16 protein-coding genes are annotated in these 20,664 nt (G+C 42.4%); 7 read left to right on the plus strand and 9 right to left on the minus strand.

The genetic code is table 11. The features are described 5' to 3' along the window. Positions 1-8: 8 nt before the first annotated feature. The 7 genes from L4C37_RS01275 to hrpB form a co-directional block, all read right to left on the minus strand. A complete protein-coding gene (locus tag L4C37_RS01275) occupies positions 9-1,238 on the minus strand; it encodes an ammonium transporter (RefSeq protein ID WP_137373408.1) in 1,230 nt (409 codons plus the stop codon). A 27-nt stretch (positions 1,239-1,265) separates the two neighbouring features. Then, positions 1,266-1,604, minus strand: coding sequence for a P-II family nitrogen regulator (locus tag L4C37_RS01280; protein ID WP_137373407.1), 339 nt, complete (start codon positions 1,602-1,604; stop codon positions 1,266-1,268). Positions 1,605-1,851: 247 nt separating this feature from the next. Then, a complete protein-coding gene (locus L4C37_RS01285; RefSeq protein ID WP_429767676.1) occupies positions 1,852-2,223 on the minus strand; it encodes a YacL family protein in 372 nt (123 codons plus the stop codon). 218 nt (positions 2,224-2,441) lie between these two features. Continuing rightward, positions 2,442-5,030, minus strand: a complete 2,589-nt coding sequence (gene acnB / locus L4C37_RS01290) for a bifunctional aconitate hydratase 2/2-methylisocitrate dehydratase (protein ID WP_137373405.1) — start codon at positions 5,028-5,030, stop codon at positions 2,442-2,444. 299 nt (positions 5,031-5,329) lie between these two features. Next, a complete protein-coding gene (locus L4C37_RS01295) occupies positions 5,330-7,696 on the minus strand; it encodes a patatin-like phospholipase family protein (protein ID WP_137373404.1) in 2,367 nt (788 codons plus the stop codon). A gap of 37 nt (positions 7,697-7,733) precedes the next feature. Then, on the minus strand, positions 7,734-10,157 hold the full coding sequence (gene mrcB, locus L4C37_RS01300; RefSeq protein WP_429767677.1) for a penicillin-binding protein 1B: 2,424 nt from the start codon (positions 10,155-10,157) through the stop codon (positions 7,734-7,736). After that, on the minus strand, positions 10,157-12,595 hold the full coding sequence (hrpB, locus tag L4C37_RS01305; RefSeq protein WP_429767728.1) for an ATP-dependent helicase HrpB: 2,439 nt from the start codon (positions 12,593-12,595) through the stop codon (positions 10,157-10,159). Before hrpB ends, mrcB begins: the two co-directional genes overlap by 1 nt. Before the next feature lie 112 nt (positions 12,596-12,707). Here hrpB and sfsA point away from each other — a divergent pair, with 112 nt between their 5' ends. The 7 genes from sfsA to panC all read left to right on the plus strand — a co-directional run bounded on the left by sfsA (position 12,708) and on the right by panC (position 18,730). Then, positions 12,708-13,424, plus strand: a complete 717-nt coding sequence (gene sfsA, locus L4C37_RS01310) for a DNA/RNA nuclease SfsA (RefSeq protein WP_429767678.1) — start codon at positions 12,708-12,710, stop codon at positions 13,422-13,424. Between the two features lie 134 nt (positions 13,425-13,558). Further along, the gene (gene dksA, locus L4C37_RS01315; protein ID WP_137373400.1) at positions 13,559-14,005 is read left to right on the plus strand and encodes an RNA polymerase-binding protein DksA; all 447 of its coding nucleotides are present in this window, start codon (positions 13,559-13,561) and stop codon (positions 14,003-14,005) included. A 128-nt stretch (positions 14,006-14,133) separates the two neighbouring features. Further along, positions 14,134-15,009: a tRNA glutamyl-Q(34) synthetase GluQRS gene (gene gluQRS, locus L4C37_RS01320; protein ID WP_137373399.1), complete on the plus strand. Its 876-nt coding sequence runs from the start codon at positions 14,134-14,136 to the stop codon at positions 15,007-15,009. 164 nt (positions 15,010-15,173) lie between these two features. Next, entirely contained in the window at positions 15,174-16,532 is a 1,359-nt protein-coding gene (gene pcnB / locus L4C37_RS01325; protein WP_429767679.1) for a polynucleotide adenylyltransferase PcnB, read from the plus strand. Further along, a complete protein-coding gene (folK, locus tag L4C37_RS01330) occupies positions 16,529-17,014 on the plus strand; it encodes a 2-amino-4-hydroxy-6-hydroxymethyldihydropteridine diphosphokinase (RefSeq protein ID WP_137373397.1) in 486 nt (161 codons plus the stop codon). Before pcnB ends, folK begins: the two co-directional genes overlap by 4 nt. 22 nt (positions 17,015-17,036) lie before the next feature. Further along, on the plus strand, positions 17,037-17,831 hold the full coding sequence (panB, locus tag L4C37_RS01335; protein WP_429767680.1) for a 3-methyl-2-oxobutanoate hydroxymethyltransferase: 795 nt from the start codon (positions 17,037-17,039) through the stop codon (positions 17,829-17,831). An 8-nt stretch (positions 17,832-17,839) separates the two neighbouring features. Beyond that, the gene (panC, locus tag L4C37_RS01340) at positions 17,840-18,730 is read left to right on the plus strand and encodes a pantoate--beta-alanine ligase (RefSeq protein WP_372264870.1); all 891 of its coding nucleotides are present in this window, start codon (positions 17,840-17,842) and stop codon (positions 18,728-18,730) included. A gap of 88 nt (positions 18,731-18,818) precedes the next feature. Here the strand turns inward: panC and L4C37_RS01345 are convergent, their stop codons facing one another. Next, on the minus strand, positions 18,819-19,589 hold the full coding sequence (locus L4C37_RS01345; protein ID WP_372264869.1) for an ABC transporter permease: 771 nt from the start codon (positions 19,587-19,589) through the stop codon (positions 18,819-18,821). A 1-nt stretch (position 19,590) separates the two neighbouring features. Further along, positions 19,591-20,508: an ABC transporter ATP-binding protein gene (locus L4C37_RS01350; protein WP_273295924.1), complete on the minus strand. Its 918-nt coding sequence runs from the start codon at positions 20,506-20,508 to the stop codon at positions 19,591-19,593. Between the last annotated feature and the right edge of the window lie 156 nt (positions 20,509-20,664).

Genomic DNA, 20,664 nt, shown 5'->3' on the forward strand with positions numbered 1-20,664 from the left:
AATATGTATTACTTAACTGATACAAACTCAGGGTAGGCACCTACACCACAATCATGCATATCCATACCTTCAAGCTCTTCGTCTTCTGTTACACGAATACCGATTGTCGCTTTAAGCACTGCCCATACCGCTAAGCTCGCGCCGAATACCCATGCAAAGATGACTGCAGCACCGAGTAGTTGAGCGCCAAATGTTGCATCAGCGTTACTTAGTGGCACAGCCATTAGACCGAAGAAACCACATACACCGTGTACAGAAATAGCACCTACTGGATCATCAACCTTCACTTTATCTAGAGCAACGATACTGAATACCACTAGAGCACCCGATACAGAACCGATAGCAACAGCAAATAGAGGAGATGGTGAAAGAGGGTCTGCAGTGATTGCAACTAAACCCGCTAACGCGCCGTTAAGTACCATAGTTAGGTCTGCTTTACCCCAAGTTGTCTTACATACTAATAATGCTGCAATCGCGCCAGCTGCTGCTGCTGCGTTCGTATTTAGGAATATTTGACCAACCGCTGTAGCATTCTCAAAGTCTGAAACCATTAACTGAGAACCACCATTGAAACCAAACCAACCAAACCAAAGGATAAATGTACCTAAAGTTGCAAGTGGCATGTTTGAACCAGGAATCGGGTAGATTTCACCTTTTTTACCATATTTTCCTTTACGAGCGCCTAGTAGTAGAACACCAGCTAACGCTGCAGCTGCACCAGCCATGTGTACGATGCCTGAACCAGCGAAGTCACTGAAACCTGCTTCTGATAAGAAACCACCGCCCCAAGTCCAGTAACCTTCTACTGGGTAAATAAATGCTGTTAGTACTACAGAGAAAATCAGGAATGACCATAACTTCATGCGCTCAGCAACCGCACCAGATACGACTGACATAGCTGTTGCTACAAATACTACTTGGAAGAAGAAGTCTGATTCTAATGAATGATCTGCACCTTCACCTTGAGTACCAATTAAAGTACCAAATGATGGTAACCACCCACCTTCACCGTTATCGACATACATGATGTTGTAGCCAACCACTAAGAAAGTGGTACAAGCAATCGCGTATAAGCAGATGTTTTTAGTTAAAATTTCTGTGGTGTTTTTAGATCGAACTAAACCAGCTTCAAGCATCGCAAAACCAGCAGCCATCCACATTACGAGCGCACCTGAAATGAGGAAGAAAAAAGTGTCTAGTGCGTACCGTAACTCTGTTACTGTTGTTGTAATATCCATATATTAATCTCCAATCCCTAATAATCTTTAAAGTGCTTCCGAATCCATTTCACCAGTACGAATACGTACAGCCTGACTAAGGTCGTAAACAAAAATCTTACCGTCACCAATTTTTCCAGTGTGTGCAGCTTGAGTGATCGCTTCTACTACGCGGTCTACATTTTCAGCTTGAGTCGCGATTTCTAGTTTTACTTTTGGTAGAAAATCGACTTGATATTCAGCCCCGCGATAAAGCTCTGTATGACCTTTTTGTCGACCAAAACCTTTCACTTCAGAAACAGTCATGCCTTCAATACCTACATCAGAAAGTGCTTCTCGCACATCATCTAACTTGAATGGCTTTACAATTGCGTTAATCAGTTTCATAGCATTTCCTTTGAGATGTTCTCTGTAATTCGTTAACTACTCACTAACAATCCAAGTACCGTGCCAAAAGTTTAAGCCATTGTTTTTATGCAACAAATCCTTATCCAACCAATAGAAAACAAAAAGGCTCGCACCATTACGGTGCGAGCCTTCACTATCTTGAAGCGTTATTTTTTGTTGCCTCATTTAAGGGCAATGCTGTAAATATTCAATATATACTACAGCGAGTACAGCTCTTTAGCTCATGCTATGCATAACCCAAAAAATCCAGCCAATTCGTCATTAGCAGTTCGAAGTCATCAATGCCACAGTTTGCGGTGCTTTCACAGTTATAAAAATCAAACTCGCTGCTTTCTTCCATTTCTTCACCATGACCAAGTACATTTTCTTGTATGGTGACTTCATCTTCATTAATCGACAGGCTAATTTCTTTTCCTAATAAAGCCGTTTCTGTACTCATATTCGTTCGAGAACGCTCAATAGCATCCATCACTTGATTAAGCTTCTGCTTATCTTTACCTATTTCTTCCTGAAGCCAACGACCAATGATTTCGTGTCCCATACTACATTTTACGTAGTATTCACCCATCAAAGTGTTTCTTGTAAATTCGAATTCCATAATGGCTTCCAGACATAAGATAAAAATGAGGCGAGAGTATATAGCGAAGATCGTAAGAGATCGAGCCTGATTAATTTATGAGGTTTATGAGGTTCAGCAGCTATAAAACGAAAACTCTTTTAGCCTCTATAATTGCTAACAAACAAAAACGCCTTCTAAATTAGAAGGCGTTTAATTCATTTACTCAGAATAATTTACTGAGATATCTCCCAAGAGCATTACGCTGGTTCTTGGAAAATAACCGTATCTGCTTTTTCCGTGTACTGACCCATTTTATGGAAATTCAGGTAGCGGTATGTATCAGCAGCCGATGCATTAATCTTCTCAGCGTACTCTAAATACTCTTCTTTCGTTGGGATGCGACCTAGAATCGCGCCAACAGCAGAAAGCTCAGCAGAAGCCAGATAAACGTTCGCGCCATTACCTAAGCGGTTAGGGAAGTTACGCGTTGATGTCGACATAACCGTCGAAGCATCAGCAACACGAGCTTGGTTACCCATACATAATGAACAGCCCGGAGTTTCGATACGTACCCCAGCACGACCGAAGATGCCGTAGTAGCCTTCTTCTGTCAGTTGGTCTTTATCCATCTTCGTTGGCGGAGCCACCCATAGGCGAGTATTCAAAGAGCCATTAAACTCTTCAAGCATCTTACCAGCAGCACGGAAGTGACCGATGTTCGTCATACAAGAGCCGATGAACACTTCTTGAATTTCAGTGCCTTGAACGTCAGAAAGAAGACGAGCATCATCTGGATCGTTTGGTGCACATAGGATTGGCTGATCGATGTCAGCAAGATCAATCTCGATAACATGTGCGTATTCTGCGTCTGAATCAGCAGATAGTAACTCAGGGTTCGCTAACCACTCTTCCATTGCCGTAATACGACGCTCAATCGTGCGAACATCACCGTAACCTTCAGCAATCATCCACTTAAGCATAACGATATTCGAGTTCAGGTACTCATCGATAGACTCTTGAGATAGCTTAACAGTACAACCTGCAGCCGAACGCTCAGCAGATGCATCAGAAAGCTCAAATGCTTGCTCAACAGATAAGTGCTCAACACCTTCAATTTCTAGTACACGACCAGAGAATTCATTGATCTTACCGGCTTTCTCTACCGTTAGTAGACCTTGCTTAATACCGTAAAGAGGAATGGCATGTACTAGGTCACGTAGCGTGATACCCGGTTGCATTTCGCCTTTAAAACGAACCAAGATAGATTCAGGCATATCAAGAGGCATAACGCCTGTTGCCGCAGCAAATGCTACCAAGCCAGAACCTGCAGGGAATGAAATACCTAAAGGGAAACGAGTATGCGAGTCACCACCTGTACCAACAGTATCAGGTAGAAGCATACGGTTTAGCCATGAGTGGATAACACCATCACCAGGACGTAGTGAAACACCGGCACGGTTCATGATGAAATCAGGTAGCGTATGGTGAGTGTTTACATCAACTGGTTTCGGGTACGCCGATGTGTGACAGAAAGACTGCATCACTAGGTCTGCAGAGAAACCAAGACACGCTAGATCTTTAAGCTCATCACGAGTCATAGGGCCGGTAGTATCTTGAGAACCTACTGTCGTCATTTTAGGTTCACAGTACTGACCAGCACGTACACCTTCAACGCCGCATGCTTTACCAACCATCTTCTGAGCTAGCGTGTAGCCTTTATCAGATGCAGATGGGTCGATTGGTTTAGCAAACAGATCGGTTTCAGCTAGACCTAGAGCGTCACGAGCACGGCCAGTTAAGCCACGACCGATGATCAGTGGAATACGACCACCAGCACGCACTTCATCTAGAAGTACCTTGCTTAATTCAAAGTTTGAAATCACAGAACCGTTCTTATGAACAACACCTTCATACGGGTAGATATCAATAACATCACCCATGTTCATGTCTTGTACGTTCAGTTCAATTGGTAGTGCGCCTGAATCTTCCATTGTGTTGTAGAAGATTGGAGCAATTTTACCACCAAGACAAACACCGCCAGTACGCTTATTTGGTACGAATGGGATATCTTCACCCATAAACCAAAGTACTGAGTTTGTTGCCGATTTACGTGAAGAACCAGTACCAACAACATCACCAACGTAAGCCAGTGGAATGCCGTCTTTTTGCATTTCTTCAATTTGATTGATTGGACCAACACTACCCTGTTCGTCAGGAGTGATACCATCACGCTCCATTTTCAGCATCGCTTTTGCGTGTACTGGAATATCTGGACGTGACCAAGCATCAGGTGCTGGTGATAAGTCATCGGTGTTCGTTTCACCAGTAACTTTAAAAACTTTAACTGTGATTTTTTCTGCAACTTTATCTTTTGCAGTAAACCATTCTGCGTCAGCCCAAGATTGAAGAACTTGTTGTGCAAATTCGTTGCCCGCTTTTGCTTTCTCTTCTACATCATAGAATGCGTCAAACATGAGTAGAGTATGCGACAGCGCTTTAACAGCAATAGGAGCAAGTTCTGCATCGTCTAATAGAGATACAAGTGATTCAATGTTGTAACCGCCTTGCATAGTACCAAGTAATTCAGCAGCTTTAGCACGGCTTACTAATGGTGATTCGACTTCACCTTTAGTAATTGCAGTTAAAAAGCCAGCTTTTACATAAGCAGCTTCATCAACACCTGGAGGAATTCGATTTTCTAGTAGATCAAGAAGAACGTCTTCTTCACCTTGGGGTGGGGTTTTAAGTAGTTCAACTAGGCCAGCAACTTGCTCGGCATTTAGCGGTCTAGGAACAACTCCTTCGGCAGCACGCTCTGCGACGTGTTTACGGTAGGCTTCAAGCACGACTTTTTCCTCTCATTGCGGTTCCTCCATTTATTATCATTACTCTATATTGAGAATAGTGATGGAGTAAACATCCTTGGAAACTTGGCTCTCCATTGCCAATTCAACTAACTATCTTTGACCTTTATGAGAATATACAAAGAATAATCAGCAGCGCCAGAGAGGCCAAACTGTGGGCAGTACAATAGCAAATTTAACGATAAATTAAAATCTCATCATTTTGACCAACATAGCAAGTTAAGACTAAAGTTCTAACTTTTTTGGCTATTTATGCGTTTTACCTGCTATCAAACAATTGATTATTTGTAAGATGTACCAATAATTAAGTAAATAGAATCATAATTATTTTCAGTCTTACCGTATGCGAAAATAATAGGACCAATCGGAGAATCAACTCCGGTGAATATCGACCCTGCGGTGTACATTGGGGCTTCATGCAGTTTTAAGTTATTGTCTGACCAAACTCCCCCATGCTCTATCGACGCACCTAGATAAACTGGGGATTGGAATAACCCAAAGTCATTTTCAAACCACTTATATCGGTACACTAAACTAGAGTAAGCTAAGTTCTGCCCAATTAAACTATTTCGAGGAATACCCGATAAATTCAAGAAGCCACCAAGCTCTTTGGGATCAATTGGAAAAGTAGCGTTTTTGCTCTCAACAATCCCGTAATCTAACTTTGCGACTAAAGTATGCCTTTTATAACTTTGTGCAGCTAAAAATTTAGCATTCAATTCATATACAGTATCACTCGACTTTTCGGTAGGGGTGCCTACGACATTCGATTTAGTATCATCGTGTGATACTAAATATTCAAAATCAAAATAGTAACCTTTTGTCGGTAAACTAAAGCTGTCTAGTGTATCTAAACGATAAGCAGCAAAGGCCCCTGTACGAGTAAAATCAATGCTACCTATTGAGGATAGTGAAGACGAATCCACTTTACCGTCAGTGTATCGAGCGCCAAATTTAAACTCTTGCCATAACGTCGGTTGATAGCCAAAAGCAACCTCTCCGATATTCTCTAAGTAGGTCAAAGGGATGAAATCTTGCGTGACTTCTAGCGAAGGCTTTTCAATAGCATCAATCGAAGCTGGTAGGTTTCGTTTTTGTTTGCTGTATACATATGAGGCGGACGTAAACAGTTTTTCTTTTGAAAAGAAAGGAGAAAACAATTCAGCCTCAATGAGCTTATCCGTCCCCATCTCAATATTCGTTCTAAGCTCTGCACCATGTGCATTTATATCGGTGAAATTTGCAGACATCCCTAACGCGTAGGTACTTTCTGTTTCAAAGTCATCTTCTAAATAGAAACGAAAATTGAGGTAATTAGGTCCCCAAGATTTTTCATCCACATCCACAACTAGATGGTCCTCATCACCGACTTTTTCATACCGATAAGTAATCAGCTCAAATCGATCTAAAGCATATAACTCTTGAACACTCGACTCTAAATGACGAGTCTTCAGAACATCACCACTTTCCAAAGCCAAACGGTTTTGAAGTAATTTATCGGTATAGTGCGTGTTGTTATTAATGGTCACACTATCCACCACAACATTATCAATATGACTTAACTGCTTTCGTGCTGCTTGTTTATGATCAATGTAACCTTGAAATTTAGCACTCGTCACAGACAACGCTCTTAACTGGTCTTCAAATTGATATGCTATGTCATAACCCGCCTGATAGGCGCTCGGCATTTTATCAAATTCAGTCGTTTCCATTTCTCCAACATCCGGCTGAAGAAATACGTCCTCTTCATTGAGCGTTTTGGCTTGCCTTTGAGTACTTCGACGAACAAGGTAATTTGAGAGTTGATCTGCCACCGTTAAAAACGTTGTAAAGTCTTCTTCATCTTTGTAGTCCGTACTAATATCAACAGCAATGACAATATCAGCGCCCATGGCTCTTGCCACATCAACGGGCATATTATTGGTCACGCCACCATCAACGAGCATTTTCCCATCCAAATCGTAAGGAGGTAATGCACCTGGTACAGACATACTTGCCATCATCGCGTCAACTAAGTAGCCCTTGTCGATAACAACTTCTTCTAATTCGATAATATCAGTAGCGACAGAGCGATACGGCACTGCAAGTTGATCAAACGATTCAAGCTGAGAAAGGTTTCCCGTAGTTTCACGTAGAATGCGTAGCATATTTTGACCTTGTACTACACCTTTTGGTGCGCGTACCTCGCCCCAGCGCAAACCAAGATCCGTCGTTAATTGGTAACGATCTTCATACTCTTTGTCTCTAACACGACGTTCACTGCGGTTAACCCTGTCTCGATAACCTTTATTCCAGTCAATCGTATAGATGAAACTTTCAATTTCTTCAGCGCTCATGCCCGTAGCGTACAAGCCACCGACATAAGCTCCCATACTAGTACCTGTTATGTAATCAACGGGAACTTGCATCTCTTCAAGTGCTTTTAGAACACCAATGTGAGCGGCGCCTTTCGCACCACCACCAGCCAAGACCACGGCAACGGTTGGGCGTGTTTTCTCATCCTGAGATAAAGACTCTGACTTTGCTACCACAGCGCTTTCTGCAGCTGCAATATTTTCAGATATATTCGTACTATCAGCTAGTACACTAAAACTAAATACAGCGCTCAATACACCTACATAGCTATTTAGCCAACGGGATACGACCATCTAAATTCATTCCTTGTCATTGTTTTCTATAGCGACTCTACCACTGAAAAAGCTTTTTTAGCCACTGTTTTGGCTGACTTTCACAGCCTTGTTTTATTTCACCTTTTTCATCCCAGACGGGAATGGTAATAGAACCATCACAATCAAATGTTAAACCGCCCTGCGCGCTTTTATTAAAATGTGCCGTCGCAATATTTGTCGGCCACGGTAAGATAAGTTTTTCTGGGATGCGCTGTTGTAAATAATCAGCATAAACTCGTAATGCACCACTGGAACCGGTTAATTTAGTCGGTTTATTGTCATCTCGTCCTAACCAAATAGTGGTCACTTCACGCCCGTCGACCCCGACAAACCAACTATCACGGCTATCATTACTGGTGCCAGTTTTCCCTGCGAGCGCCGCCCAAGAGAATTGACTTGATAAAAAGCGCCCAGTCCCTTCTGAAACACCTTTTTTCATGGCATAAGTTGTCAGCCATGCCGCTTGTTGGTCCACACTTTGTGAGACTCTTGGGATAGATTGATAAAGCACATTACCATCAAAATCCACTACAGAACGCAAGGCAGACAATGGCGCTTTTCGGCCAGAGTTGGTTAAGGTTTGATACATTTGAGCCACTTGATATGGCGTTAGTGAAAATGCACCTAAAAACATAGAAGGCACAGGTCTTATTTCACTTTTATCAACCCCTAGTTTTTCTAAAGTATTGGACACCTCTTTGATACCAAGTTGCATGCCTAACCGTACTGTCGGTACGTTGTAAGACTTTGACAACGCTACATACATTGGCACTTCACCTCGAAATTTTCTATCAAAGTTCCTAGGGCTCCAAACGCTTCCTTTACTCCCTTTTAGGCTTAAAGGTGTGTCCATAAGTGTGGTGGCTAACGTGTACTTGTCTGGCTGCTGGAGCGCTGTTAAATACACAGCAGGCTTAACTAGCGAACCAATTGGGCGGCTAGCATTTAATGCGCGATTAAACCCATCATATCCGGTTCGCTTCCCTCCAACCATAGCTCGGATTTCGCCAGTATTTCGGTCAACAGCGATCGCAGCAGCTTCTAATTTGTCGCCTGCAGTTTTGGCTAAAGAAGGCACTTTATTAGCTATCGATTTTTCAAGCTTATCTTGCGAGACAGGGTCAAGAGAGGTAAACACACGCAGCCCAGCTTGAGCTTGAAACTTATCACCTACATATTGCTTAAGCTCTCTATTCACTTGCTGGAAATAAGCAGGCTGACGGCTAGCGATACGAGGGTTATCTTGAATGTCTAGATCTCGGCTAGCGGCTTCATTAAACTGTTCAGCCGTTAAAATATCTTGCTGCATCATCAAGCGTAATACGAGATCTCGCCTCTTTTTAGCTCTTTCTGGGTAACGAACAGGGTTGTAATAAGAAGGTCCTTTCACCATTCCAACAAGAAGAGCAACTTGATCAATTCTTAGTTCTTGAACGGGTTGTCCAAAGTACAAGCGAGAGGCAAGACCAAAACCATGGATCGCTTCGCCACCACTTTGCCCCACATACACTTCATTTAAGTAAGCTTCTAAGATCTGATCTTTGCTGTAACGATAATCTAAAATCAGCGCGATATACGCCTCTCTCACTTTACGCCATATGGTTCGCTCACTGGATAAAAAGAGATTCTTTGCCAATTGCTGAGTCAGCGTACTGCCCCCCTGAACCGTTCTTCCTGCTTTTACGTTCACGACCATAGCTCGGGCAATCGCCAGTGGTGATACACCTTCGTGCTGATAAAAATTTCGGTCTTCTGTTACCAGCAAAGCATCAACCATCACTTCTGGGAACTGCTCTCGTCTTAAGAATAAACGTTGTTCATCATTACTCTTTTCAAGCATACCCAACATTTTAGGCTCAATTCTCAAGTACCCCATATCCGCATCTTGCTCAAGAGACTTAATACGAGTCAACTCATTACCTTTAAAGAACAACATAATATGGCGATCAGGCTCAGGACCATCGACAAACTCAAAAGGGCGACGAATCAATTCAATTTTGGTCGATGATGATGAGTACTCACCTGGGTGTCTTGGCGCTTGAACTTTTCGGTAATTCAATACATCCAATTCATTTCGAATCTGCTCAATACTGACTTGAGTGCCTGGCGATAAATGCAGGACGCGAGCATACACAACTGTGGGAAGGTCAAATAACTGCCCATCAAATTTCTGCTTAACTATCGTGCCTAAATAGATGCCGACAAATAATAAAACCGCTGCCACAGCCAAAGTTGACTTCCAGCCAATGCTCCACAATATTTTTAACCACCCTTTCGATGATTTTTGCTTTGTGGATTTTGCTTTCCCTTTACTTTTTGAGGCAGCTCTTGGCTTACGAGGCTTAGCTGCTTTTGTGGCTGGTGATTTTTTAGCTGGCGCCTTTTTAGGTGGTGCTTTTTTAGGAGCGCTAAGTTTAATTTGAGCAATTTTTTTAATCATTATCGGTTCAGCTGTCGTTTAGTTTTTGTCGTCGCAACATGGTTCGCAGGGTCATCTGGCCATGGATGTTTGGGATATCGCCCTTTCATTTCTTTTTGCACTTCTTTATACGCTCCAGCCCAAAACCCCGCTAAATCTTGAGTAATTTGCAAGGGACGCTGAGCCGGAGATAACAGCTCTAGTACGACTTTCTTTCGCCCTAAAGCGATCATAGGAGAATCTTGCTCGCCGAAGACTTCTTGCATACGCACTGAAATCACTGGCTCCGATTTTCCATCATATCGGATTCTTTTTTGAGACCCAGTAGGCATGGTGTATTTAGTTGGAAGCCAATTATCAATATCTTGATTAAGCGGCCATCCAAGTCGAGCAAGTAAGGCTTGCTCAACCGAAACATTAGTTAGTCCCTTAACTGATTTAACAGAAACTAAGTAAGGTGCAAGCCAACTTTCTATATTTCGAAGTAGATGTTCTTCATCCATTGCTGGCCATTCTTGCTCAGGTAACCAAAGCATACCGCAACGGATTCTTTCAAGTAACTGAGATGCCGACTCAGTCCAGTTCAAACACGCTAAACCTTTACGCCGAATATACGTCAGCATTGCTTCGGTAATTTGACTAGAGTTAGGCTCTGGTAATGCCTTTCGATGAATAACTAAATCGCCAATACATGAACGCATCTCTGCAATTAAACGCCCTCTTTTTTCATCCCAGTCAACATACTCTTCTATTGATAACAATTCAGGAAAAGTATTTTCTAAAAGGTTGATATCAACATCAGCCGCTAAGAATATCTGACTGGCACTGTTTGAAGTCCTCATCAAATCAATCGCGACAATGTATTCACTATTTATCAAAGAATTATCAGACCGCATCTCTGCGCCATGTCCATTGGCAAGAAGAAATTTACCATCCCCGATCTTTCTTGACTGAGCTAAACGGTCAGGAAAAGCCAAGCACAAAGTCAATGCGATCAACGATTCATCGACTCCTTTTACATCAAAAGAGCACTGGAATTTACGAGCTAAGCTTTGCCCTCTTTGCAAAACAATCTTAGTTTTAGCATGAGTTCCTTGTTTTAACCGATGTAAGGAGTGCTGCAAATCACTGACATTTCGTTCAGGCTCTTCCAGCAAAGCGGCAATCGCTAAAGCGGCATTCAATAGTGCGTGATTTTTCTGAGATGCTTTTACTAACATGCTCGCAATACGAGGATCTAAACCAAGCTTTTGTGCATCTTTTCCAAGAGCCGTAAGCGTTCCTTTTGAATCAAGCAGCCCTAGTTTCTCTAATAACTGCGAGGCTTGCTGAATACTTGCGAGGGGAGGGATATCCAACCACTGTAAATCACTCGCATCATTTGCTCCCCATTGGGCAAGCTCTGCAACCAAGGGCGCTAAGTCAGAATGTAAAATCTCAGGTTCAGGTACTAAAGGTTGCTGTTTCAACTGTTCTTCAGAATAAAGACGAACACATAAACCTTCTTCAATACGCCCGGCTCGACCAGCTCTTTGTTCGGCTGAAGATTGAGAGATTCTTACCTGCTCTAATTTAGTGATACCTGTTTTTAAATTGAACTTAGCGACTCTTTCTAACCCAGAATCCACCACCATTCGAATACCTTCAATGGTTAAAGAGGTTTCGGCAATATTGGTGGCTAAAACAACTTTTCGACGCCCTTTGGGAGATGGCGAAATGGCTTGCTGCTGCAGTGAAAAGCTCAATTGTCCATAAAGCGTACAAACATCGATCTCTTCACCTAAATGGTGCAGCTGCTTTTCTACTTGTTTAATTGCAGACACACCAGGTAGAAATGCCAGTAATGAACCAGACTCCGAAGCCATTAACTGTTCTATCTGGCGCGCCATTTTGGCTTCAACATATTCATTAGATGAGAGTGGGCGATGATGAAATGACACGGGGAATGAACGCCCTTGAGATTCAACATAAACCGCACTAGGAAGTAGGCTTTGCAAGGCTTGCTGATCCAGCGTTGCTGACATGACAACAATTTTTAGATCATCACGTAGTGCCTCTTGAATCTCCAAACTAAACGCTAAGGCTGTATCAGCGTGAATGCTTCTTTCATGGAACTCATCGAAAATAACTAAGTCGACACCGACAAGTTCGGGATCGGCTTGGATCATTCGTGTCATGATCCCTTCAGTGACAATTTCCAGCTTAGTGGAAGGGCTTGTTTTGCTTTCCCCACGAACACGATAGCCAACCGTCTCCCCGACTTTTTCACATAACTGTTGAGCCAAGTAAGTAGCGATATTTCTCGCCGCTAAACGTCTTGGCTCCAACATGATAATTTTTCCTGCCACCGCTTTTGATAAGACGAGTTGCAAAGGAAAATACGTAGATTTCCCAGCACCAGGCGCAGCTTTAAGGATAAGTTGGGTACTATTTTGGACACCAGATAATAATTCTGGGATCACAGCTTCAATAGGTAGCGTTGACGGCGGAGGAAGTTGTGACAATGGGAAGACCTTATGGTGTAATGTTGCCAATATTGTACATAAAAACCCATCTATCGAAATAAGTAAAATGCACTTCGAACCGCCATTAGAACCAGCCACACTCATTAAACGTTATAAACGCTTTCTCACTGACATTACCTTACCTGATGGCAGCGAGCGCACTATTCACTGTGCCAATACAGGCGCAATGACAGGGTGTGCAACGGAAGGAGACACCGTTTGGTACTCGACATCTGACAATCCAAAACGTAAATACCCCAATAGTTGGGAGCTTTCTGAAACCTTAGAAGGTCATAAGATTTGCATTAATACTGCAAGAGCCAATCAACTAGCAGTGGAAGCGATTGAAAATGGAGCTATAGTTGAACTTTCAGGGTACAAAGAATTACGCACCGAAGTGAAATATGGCAGTGAAAATAGCCGTATTGATATTCTTTTAAACGATCCAGATAAACCGAGTTGCTATGTTGAAGTAAAAAGCGTCACACTTTTGGATGATACCCTACAGGGACAAGGTTATTTTCCAGACACAGTGACAACAAGAGGTCAAAAGCATCTGCGCGAACTCACAGAAATGGTCGAATCTGGAAGCAGAGCTGTACTTTTATTCACTGTTTTACATTCAGGTATTGAAAAAGTCTCTTCGGCACACCATATAGACGCCAAATATTCATTATTACTAAAACAAGCACAAGACGCTGGAGTTGAAGTTCTTTGCTATAAAGCAGAACTAAGCAATACTCAGATGGAACTTAAACATTCACTGAAATTTATCAGGAACTAAGCAAAAGCACTGATAGTTCACATTGATTACAAGTTTATGCACAAGAGTTTGCCAGCACCACATCTTTCTGCTATAGATACCCGCCTAAAAATTAGCTGCTTAGCAGTTGACTAGGTGTAAATAGGAGATGCTGTATGCCAGAATCTAAGAAAAAAGCGCTAGGCATCCTAGCCATCGCTGGTGTTGAACCATATCAAGAAAAGCCAGGTGAAGAGTACATGTCACCTGAGCAAACTGAACACTTTACCAAGATTTTAGAAGCTTGGCGCAACCAGTTAAGGGTTGAAGTTGACCGTACTGTGCACCACATGCAGGACGAAGCAGCAAACTTCCCAGATCCAGTTGACCGTGCTTCACAAGAAGAAGAGTTCAGCCTAGAGTTGCGTAACCGCGACCGTGAGCGTCGTCTGATCAAGAAAATTGAAAAGACACTAGATAAAATCGAAGAAGACGATTTTGGCTTCTGTGATTCTTGTGGTGTTGAGATTGGCATCCGTCGTCTTGAAGCTCGCCCAACTGCGGATCTTTGTATTGACTGTAAGACACTTGCAGAAATTAAAGAGAAGCAAATGCAGGGTTAATGCCTTAGCAAATATAAAGAAAGGGAGCGCTTGCTCCCTTTCTTGTTTCCAGAATTCAGGTTACGAGTCCTTAATTCATCCCGCATCGTTTTTATTCCTCTTCCTTGTTGAAATATTAGGTTCAAATCATGAGTTATATTGGGCGTTTTGCACCTTCTCCATCAGGTCCTTTGCATTTTGGATCTTTAGTAGCCGCCTTAGGCAGTTACTTTCAAGCTAAAGCAAACGGTGGACAATGGTTCGTTAGAATTGAAGATTTAGACCCGCCCCGAGAAATGGCAGGGGCTGCTGAACTAATATTACAAACACTGAAAAGCTATCATCTATTTTGGGATGGTGAAGTCGTTTACCAAAGCCAAAGGCATGAATTGTATCAAGCTCAAATTGAGCAATGGCTATTAACCGATAAAGCCTACTTTTGCCAATGCACTCGTAAACAGATAAAAGAATTAGGTGGCTTTTATTCTGGTACATGCCGCCATAAAAATATCAATGACGCTTCTATGAGTGCGGTGCGCTTAGCTATGGAATACCCTGTTGAGAATTTCCAGGATTTGCGTCATGGTCAAATTGATATTCCACCAGCATTGGCAAAAGAAGATTTTATTATCAAAAGACGTGATGGTCTTTTTGCCTATAATCTCGCGGTCGTTCTGGATGATATTGACCAAGGAATAACAGAAGTTGTTCGAGGCGCTGACTTAATTGAGCCAACAGGACGACAAATAAGCTTATATAAGATGCTAGGGCAGCCTGAAGTCAGTTATTTACACTTACCACTGGCAACAGATAAAAATGGTCAGAAATTATCAAAGCAAAACTACGCAACAGCTATTGATATAGATAACCCAGTACCTACATTACTGACAGCAATGCAATTTTTAGGATTTAATATTCCGAAAAATATAGCAACCTCACCAATAGACGATATTCTATTATGGGGCTGCAAAAATTGGGATTTAACCCTGCTACCGAACACTTTGCAGCAAATACACGACAGCTAAAATGGTCTTTGAGCACAAAAATACCGTCATTCAGAATGGTTTGCGGTCACGCTCATATTCTCAAATGCCTCGCGCTAGGCTATTATTAGCCGCAATTACGCGCTGCAACACCACTTTTGACTAGAGAAAATCAAAGTTGGCGATACCAACTTTGCTATAAACTAATGAATACAAACGACAATACCCCAAGTGAACAACGTAGCTTTCATGAATTAGCTCTGAATATTTACACTCGCCAAGAGCACAATATTTCACGCAAGCAGATCAGTGACAATGCACTAAAAGTGCTTTATCGGCTGAATGGTGCGGGTTTTGACGCATTTTTAGTCGGTGGTGGTGTACGCGATATTTTACTCGGTACTCAGCCAAAAGATTTTGATATTGCGACAAACGCAACACCAGAACAAATTAAAAATCTATTTAGAAACTGCCGCCTAATTGGTCGCCGCTTTCGCCTTGCACATATCATGTTCGGTCGAGATATTATTGAGGTCGCCACTTTCCGTGGACACCATCAAGAACCATCGAAAAACGTTTCTGCTCAATCAAAAGAAGGTATGCTTCTTCGTGACAATGTTTACGGAAGTGTCGATGAAGATGCAGAAAGACGTGACTTCACGATTAACGCGATGTACTACAACATCAGTGACTACAGCATTCACGATTATGCTGGTGGCGTGGAAGATCTTGAAGATAAGTTAATTCGTCTAATTGGTGAACCGGAAGTTCGTTACCGCGAAGATCCTGTACGTATGCTTCGTGCAATGAGATTTGCAGCAAAACTCGACTTTGATATCGAAGAAGATACAGCCGATCCAATTGAGCACCTTGCACACCTTCTAAAAGATATTCCTGCCGCACGTCTGTATGAAGAGTCACTGAAATTACTGCAATCAGGTCATGGTTTAGAAACGTACCACTTAATGCGTGAGTACAATTTATTCCAACAAATTTTCCCTACGGTTGCTGAGCACTTTACTGAAGATTATTCCTCTGAAACCGAGCAAATGTTGGATCTAGTCTTAGATTCAACCGACCTTCGTATTGAAGACGGCAAACGAGTTAACCCAGCGTTTATGTTCGCGGCTATTCTTTGGTATCCAATGAATAAGCTAGCAGAAAAATTAGTCGCTGAGCTAGGCGTTGCTCACTACGATGCAATTATGGAAGCAAGCAACCTGATTTTAGATCAGCAAGTTAAGTCTCTTGCTATCCCACGTCGCCACACGGCAACCATTCGTGAAATATGGCAGCTTCAGCTTCGCTTACCTCGTCGTAATGGCAAACGTGCTTTCCGCCTTATGGAGTTAAATAAATTCCGAGCAGGTTTTGACTTCTTAGAAATGCGCGGCGAAATCGAACAAGGTGAAACTCTCGACCTTGCTAAATGGTGGGAGACCTTCCAAAACGCAGGTAGAAATATGCGTCAGGCAATGGCAAATGATGTTGCGAATCCAGGAAAACCTTCAGGTAACCGCCGCCGTAAAACCTACCGTAAAAAGAAAAGTAAGCCAGCAGAATGATCACGGCATATATCGCGGTCGGCAGTAATCTAGCCGACCCGGTGAGCCAAGCAAATCTGGCCATCGAAACACTAAAAAACCTACCGCGTTCAACGTTTATTGCGACTTCTAAGCTATATAGTAGCACTCCAATGGGGCCGCAAAATCAACCCGATTACATAAACGCGGTGGTAGCTATTCAAACTGAATTAACGCCTCTTGAACTACTTGATTGCACACAAAAAATTGAGTTAGAGCAAGGGCGTGTCCGTAAGGATGAGCGCTGGGGTCCAAGGACTTTGGACCTCGATATCATCCTATTCGGCAATGAGGTGATCGATTCAGAGCGTTTAACTGTTCCACACTATGGAATGAAAGAGCGAGAGTTTGTGCTCTATCCGCTTGCTGAAATCGCTCCAAGTTTACAACTCCCAGATGGGACAGAGCTAACTAACCTACTAAAAATAGTAGATAAGAATGGGCTCGATGTTTGGCAGAGATAGTCAAACACAGTAAGGAATCATTATGAAAAAAGTAACCATTAACGACTTAATCAAGTGCAAACAAGAAGGTCGTAAATTTGCAACGTCTACAGCTTATGATGCTAGTTTTGCCCAATTATTTGAAAGCCAAGACATCCCAGTTTTATTAGTGGGTGACTCTTTAGGTATGGTTCTTCAAGGGAAAACAGACACACTGCCTGTAACGATTCAAGATATTGCTTATCATACTCGTTCAGTGCGTGCTGGTAGCCCAAACTGTTTGTTAATGGCTGACATGCCTTTCATGAGCTATGCAACACCAGAGCAAGCTTGCGAAAACGCGGCAACGCTGATGCGCGAAGGCGCTAACATGGTAAAAATCGAAGGCGGAAGTTGGTTGGTTGATACCGTTAAAATGCTAACAGAACGTGCAGTACCAGTTTGTGCTCACCTTGGACTAACACCACAATCGGTCAATATTTTTGGCGGCTATAAGGTTCAAGGTCGCAATGATGAACAAGCCGATAAAATGGTTGCTGATGCCCTTGCTCTTCAAAATGCAGGTGCTCAAATTGTTCTATTAGAATGCGTACCCGCATCTTTAGCGAAACGAATTACAGAAGCTTGTGACGTACCAGTAATTGGTATTGGCGCAGGTAGCGTAACTGACGGTCAAATCTTAGTGATGCACGATATGTTTGGTATCTCAGCAAACTACATGCCGAAGTTCTCTAAGAATTTCCTAGCTGAAACTGGCGATATGCGTAAAGCAGTAGCGAAATACAAAGAAGATGTAGAAAATGCAATCTTCCCTGATGACGCTCACACAATCGCTTAGGAGTACTAATGCAAACTTTTGCTGATATCGCGGCTCTTCGTGAGCAAATCAAACAATACAAACGAGATGACCGTACCATTGCGTTTGTACCAACAATGGGTAATCTTCATGAAGGACACCTAACTTTAGTTAGGAAAGCTCGTGAACATGCTGACATTGTTGTGGTTAGCATTTTTGTAAACCCAATGCAGTTTGATCGCACAGACGATTTAAACAACTACCCTCGTACCTTAGAAGCTGACTTGAACAAGTTAACAGGTGAAGGTGTGGAACTGGTCTTTACACCAACCCCAGAGAATATGTACCCAGAAGGTTTGGATAAACAGACCTTCGTTGAAGTACCTGGCATATCTCATATGCTAGAAGGTGCATCTCGCCCTGGTCATTTCCGCGGTGTGTCTACCATCGTGACTAAGTTATTTAACATTGTTCAGCCTAACTTTGCATGCTTTGGTGAAAAGGATTTTCAGCAACTGGCTGTGATTCGCCAAATGACATTAGATTTAGCACTCGATATTGAAATTATTGGCGTGCCGACAGTTCGTGAAATGGATGGCTTAGCCATGAGTTCTCGTAATAGTAATCTAACTATAGATGAACGCCAAAGAGCGCCAGTTCTAGCTCGCACAATGCGTTGGATAAGCAGTGCTATCCGTGGTGGTCGTGATGATTATGCATCTGTTATTGAAGATGCAACCGATCAGTTGCGTGCAGCAGACTTACAGCCCGATGAACTTTTCATCTGTGATGCTCGCACTATGCAAGCGATTACGAGTGATTCTACACAAGCTGTTATTTTAATGTCTGCTTTCTTAGGTAAAACTCGTCTTATCGATAACCAAGTTCTAGACTTAGTTACGGAAACAAAAGATGAAGTAAAAGAAGAAACCGCTGAATAGCCATCTTCCTCCTAAATACAAAGCATAAAAAAGGTCGATATCATATCGACCTTTTTCTTATCTAACATTTAGTGCTGATTTAAACGTACTAACTGCGCAAGCCGATACCTTTAGTCACTAAATAGTGCGCAATGGCATATAACACTACGATGAATGCACCTAGCACACCAAACGAAGTCACAATACCGACATCAGATACACCTAGGAAGCCATATCGAAACGCGTTCACCATATACACGATAGGATTCAATTTAGACACACTCTGCCATACCTCAGGCAACAGACTGATTGAATAGAACACACCACCGAGGTAAGTCAGCGGCGTAAGAATAAACGTCGGAATGATAGAGATATCATCAAACGTACGTGCAAATACCGCGTTGATTAGCCCTCCTAGGGAGAACACAACCGAAGTCAGAAATACGGTCGCAATAATCACTCCCCAATGGTCAACCTGCAGGTCAACAAAGAACAGTGAAACAAACGTCACTATCGTACCCACCAATAAGCCACGTACCACGCCGCCCATCACGAAACCGGCAATAATCACATAATTCGGAACTGGCGCGACGAGTAATTCTTCAATATTCTTTTGAAATTTAGCGCTAAAGAACGAAGAAGCAACATTGGAATAAGAGTTAGTAATAACCGACATCATGATCAAACCAGGGACAATGTATTCCATGTAGCTAAAGCCGTTCATTTCACCAATTCGAGAACCAATCAAGTTACCGAATATGATGAAATACAAAGTCATCGTAATGGCTGGTGGCACTAGTGTTTGCACCCAGATACGCGTAAAACGATTGATTTCTTTGCTCAATAAACTGCGGAAAGCGGTCCAGTATAGGCTGTACATATTACTTACTCCCTTCACGGACAATACTCACAAATAGCTCTTCTAAACGGTTTGCCTTATTACGCATAGAAAGGACTTTCACATTTTGCTCACTCAATTGAGCAAAGATCGTATTCAAACCTAAGTTCTTATCGATTTCGATTTCTAATGAGCCATTCACCATCACTTGGCTATTTACACCTTCTAACTGAGGCTCAGATACGCCCTCTTCTAAATCGAGAATAAAAGTCTCAGCACTCAACTTACCAAGTAACGCCTTCATAGTCGTATTCTCAATCAGTTCACCGCGATTAATTATTCCGATATTACGACACAACATTTCAGCTTCTTCTAAGTAGTGCGTGGTTAAGATAATAGTAATGCCCTGCTTTTCGTTTATCTCTTTAAGGAACTCCCACATTGAACGTCGCAGTTCAATATCTACCCCAGCAGTCGGTTCATCTAAGATCAGCAATTGCGGTTCGTGCATCAATGCGCGAGCAATCATCAAACGACGCTTCATACCACCAGATAAATTACGAGCTCTCTCGTTACGCTTTTCCCACAAGTCCAACTGAGTCAGGTATTTTTCAGCACGCTCTTTTGCTAGCGGTCTTGGCACACCGTAGTAACCAGCTTGCTGAAGTACAATTTGTTCAACGGTTTCAAAAGGGTTGAAATTAAATTCTTGAGGAACCAAGCCTAGGTTTTGCTTTGCTAGCTCAAGGTCGGTATCAATGTCATAGCCAAAGACTTTAACCTGACCTGAAGTCTTGTTGACCAAAGAAGAGATAATACCAATGGTAGTAGATTTTCCTGCTCCATTTGGACCAAGCAGCGCGTAAAAGTCGCCTTTTTCAACACTTAAACTCACGCCTTTTAAGGCTTCAAAGCCACCAGCATACGTTTTTCTTAACTGTTCAATTTCCAGAGCATACATAAAGATACATTGCCATTTTATGATTATTAGTCGTATATTTTTCGATCCACAATGATCAAGCAGTGAGATTTCATAGCTCTTAAATATTGCATGACGATCGTTTTGCCAGCAAGTCTATCGTTCATTGACGATTAATACAAATAAGCATTGGGGTTT

The sequence above is a fragment of the Vibrio kagoshimensis genome, from assembly GCF_050337535.1.
GTDB lineage: Bacteria > Pseudomonadota > Gammaproteobacteria > Enterobacterales > Vibrionaceae > Vibrio > Vibrio gallaecicus.

Bases quoted from the DNA above. Each gene is read 5' to 3' on its own strand.
- folK (WP_137373397.1), top strand. From the start codon at position 16,529: ATGATCACGGCATATATCGCGGTCGGCAGTAATCTAGCCGACCCGGTG.
- L4C37_RS01285 (WP_429767676.1), bottom strand. From the start codon at position 2,223: ATGGAATTCGAATTTACAAGAAACACTTTGATGGGTGAATACTACGTA.
- panB (WP_429767680.1), top strand. From the start codon at position 17,037: ATGAAAAAAGTAACCATTAACGACTTAATCAAGTGCAAACAAGAAGGT.
- L4C37_RS01275 (WP_137373408.1), bottom strand. From the start codon at position 1,238: ATGGATATTACAACAACAGTAACAGAGTTACGGTACGCACTAGACACT.
- mrcB (WP_429767677.1), bottom strand. From the start codon at position 10,157: ATGATTAAAAAAATTGCTCAAATTAAACTTAGCGCTCCTAAAAAAGCA.
- L4C37_RS01345 (WP_372264869.1), bottom strand. From the start codon at position 19,589: ATGTACAGCCTATACTGGACCGCTTTCCGCAGTTTATTGAGCAAAGAA.
- L4C37_RS01350 (WP_273295924.1), bottom strand. From the start codon at position 20,508: ATGTATGCTCTGGAAATTGAACAGTTAAGAAAAACGTATGCTGGTGGC.
- pcnB (WP_429767679.1), top strand. From the start codon at position 15,174: ATGAATACAAACGACAATACCCCAAGTGAACAACGTAGCTTTCATGAA.
- dksA (WP_137373400.1), top strand. From the start codon at position 13,559: ATGCCAGAATCTAAGAAAAAAGCGCTAGGCATCCTAGCCATCGCTGGT.
- L4C37_RS01295 (WP_137373404.1), bottom strand. From the start codon at position 7,696: ATGGTCGTATCCCGTTGGCTAAATAGCTATGTAGGTGTATTGAGCGCT.
- panC (WP_372264870.1), top strand. From the start codon at position 17,840: ATGCAAACTTTTGCTGATATCGCGGCTCTTCGTGAGCAAATCAAACAA.
- gluQRS (WP_137373399.1), top strand. From the start codon at position 14,134: ATGAGTTATATTGGGCGTTTTGCACCTTCTCCATCAGGTCCTTTGCAT.
- L4C37_RS01280 (WP_137373407.1), bottom strand. From the start codon at position 1,604: ATGAAACTGATTAACGCAATTGTAAAGCCATTCAAGTTAGATGATGTG.
- sfsA (WP_429767678.1), top strand. From the start codon at position 12,708: ATGCACTTCGAACCGCCATTAGAACCAGCCACACTCATTAAACGTTAT.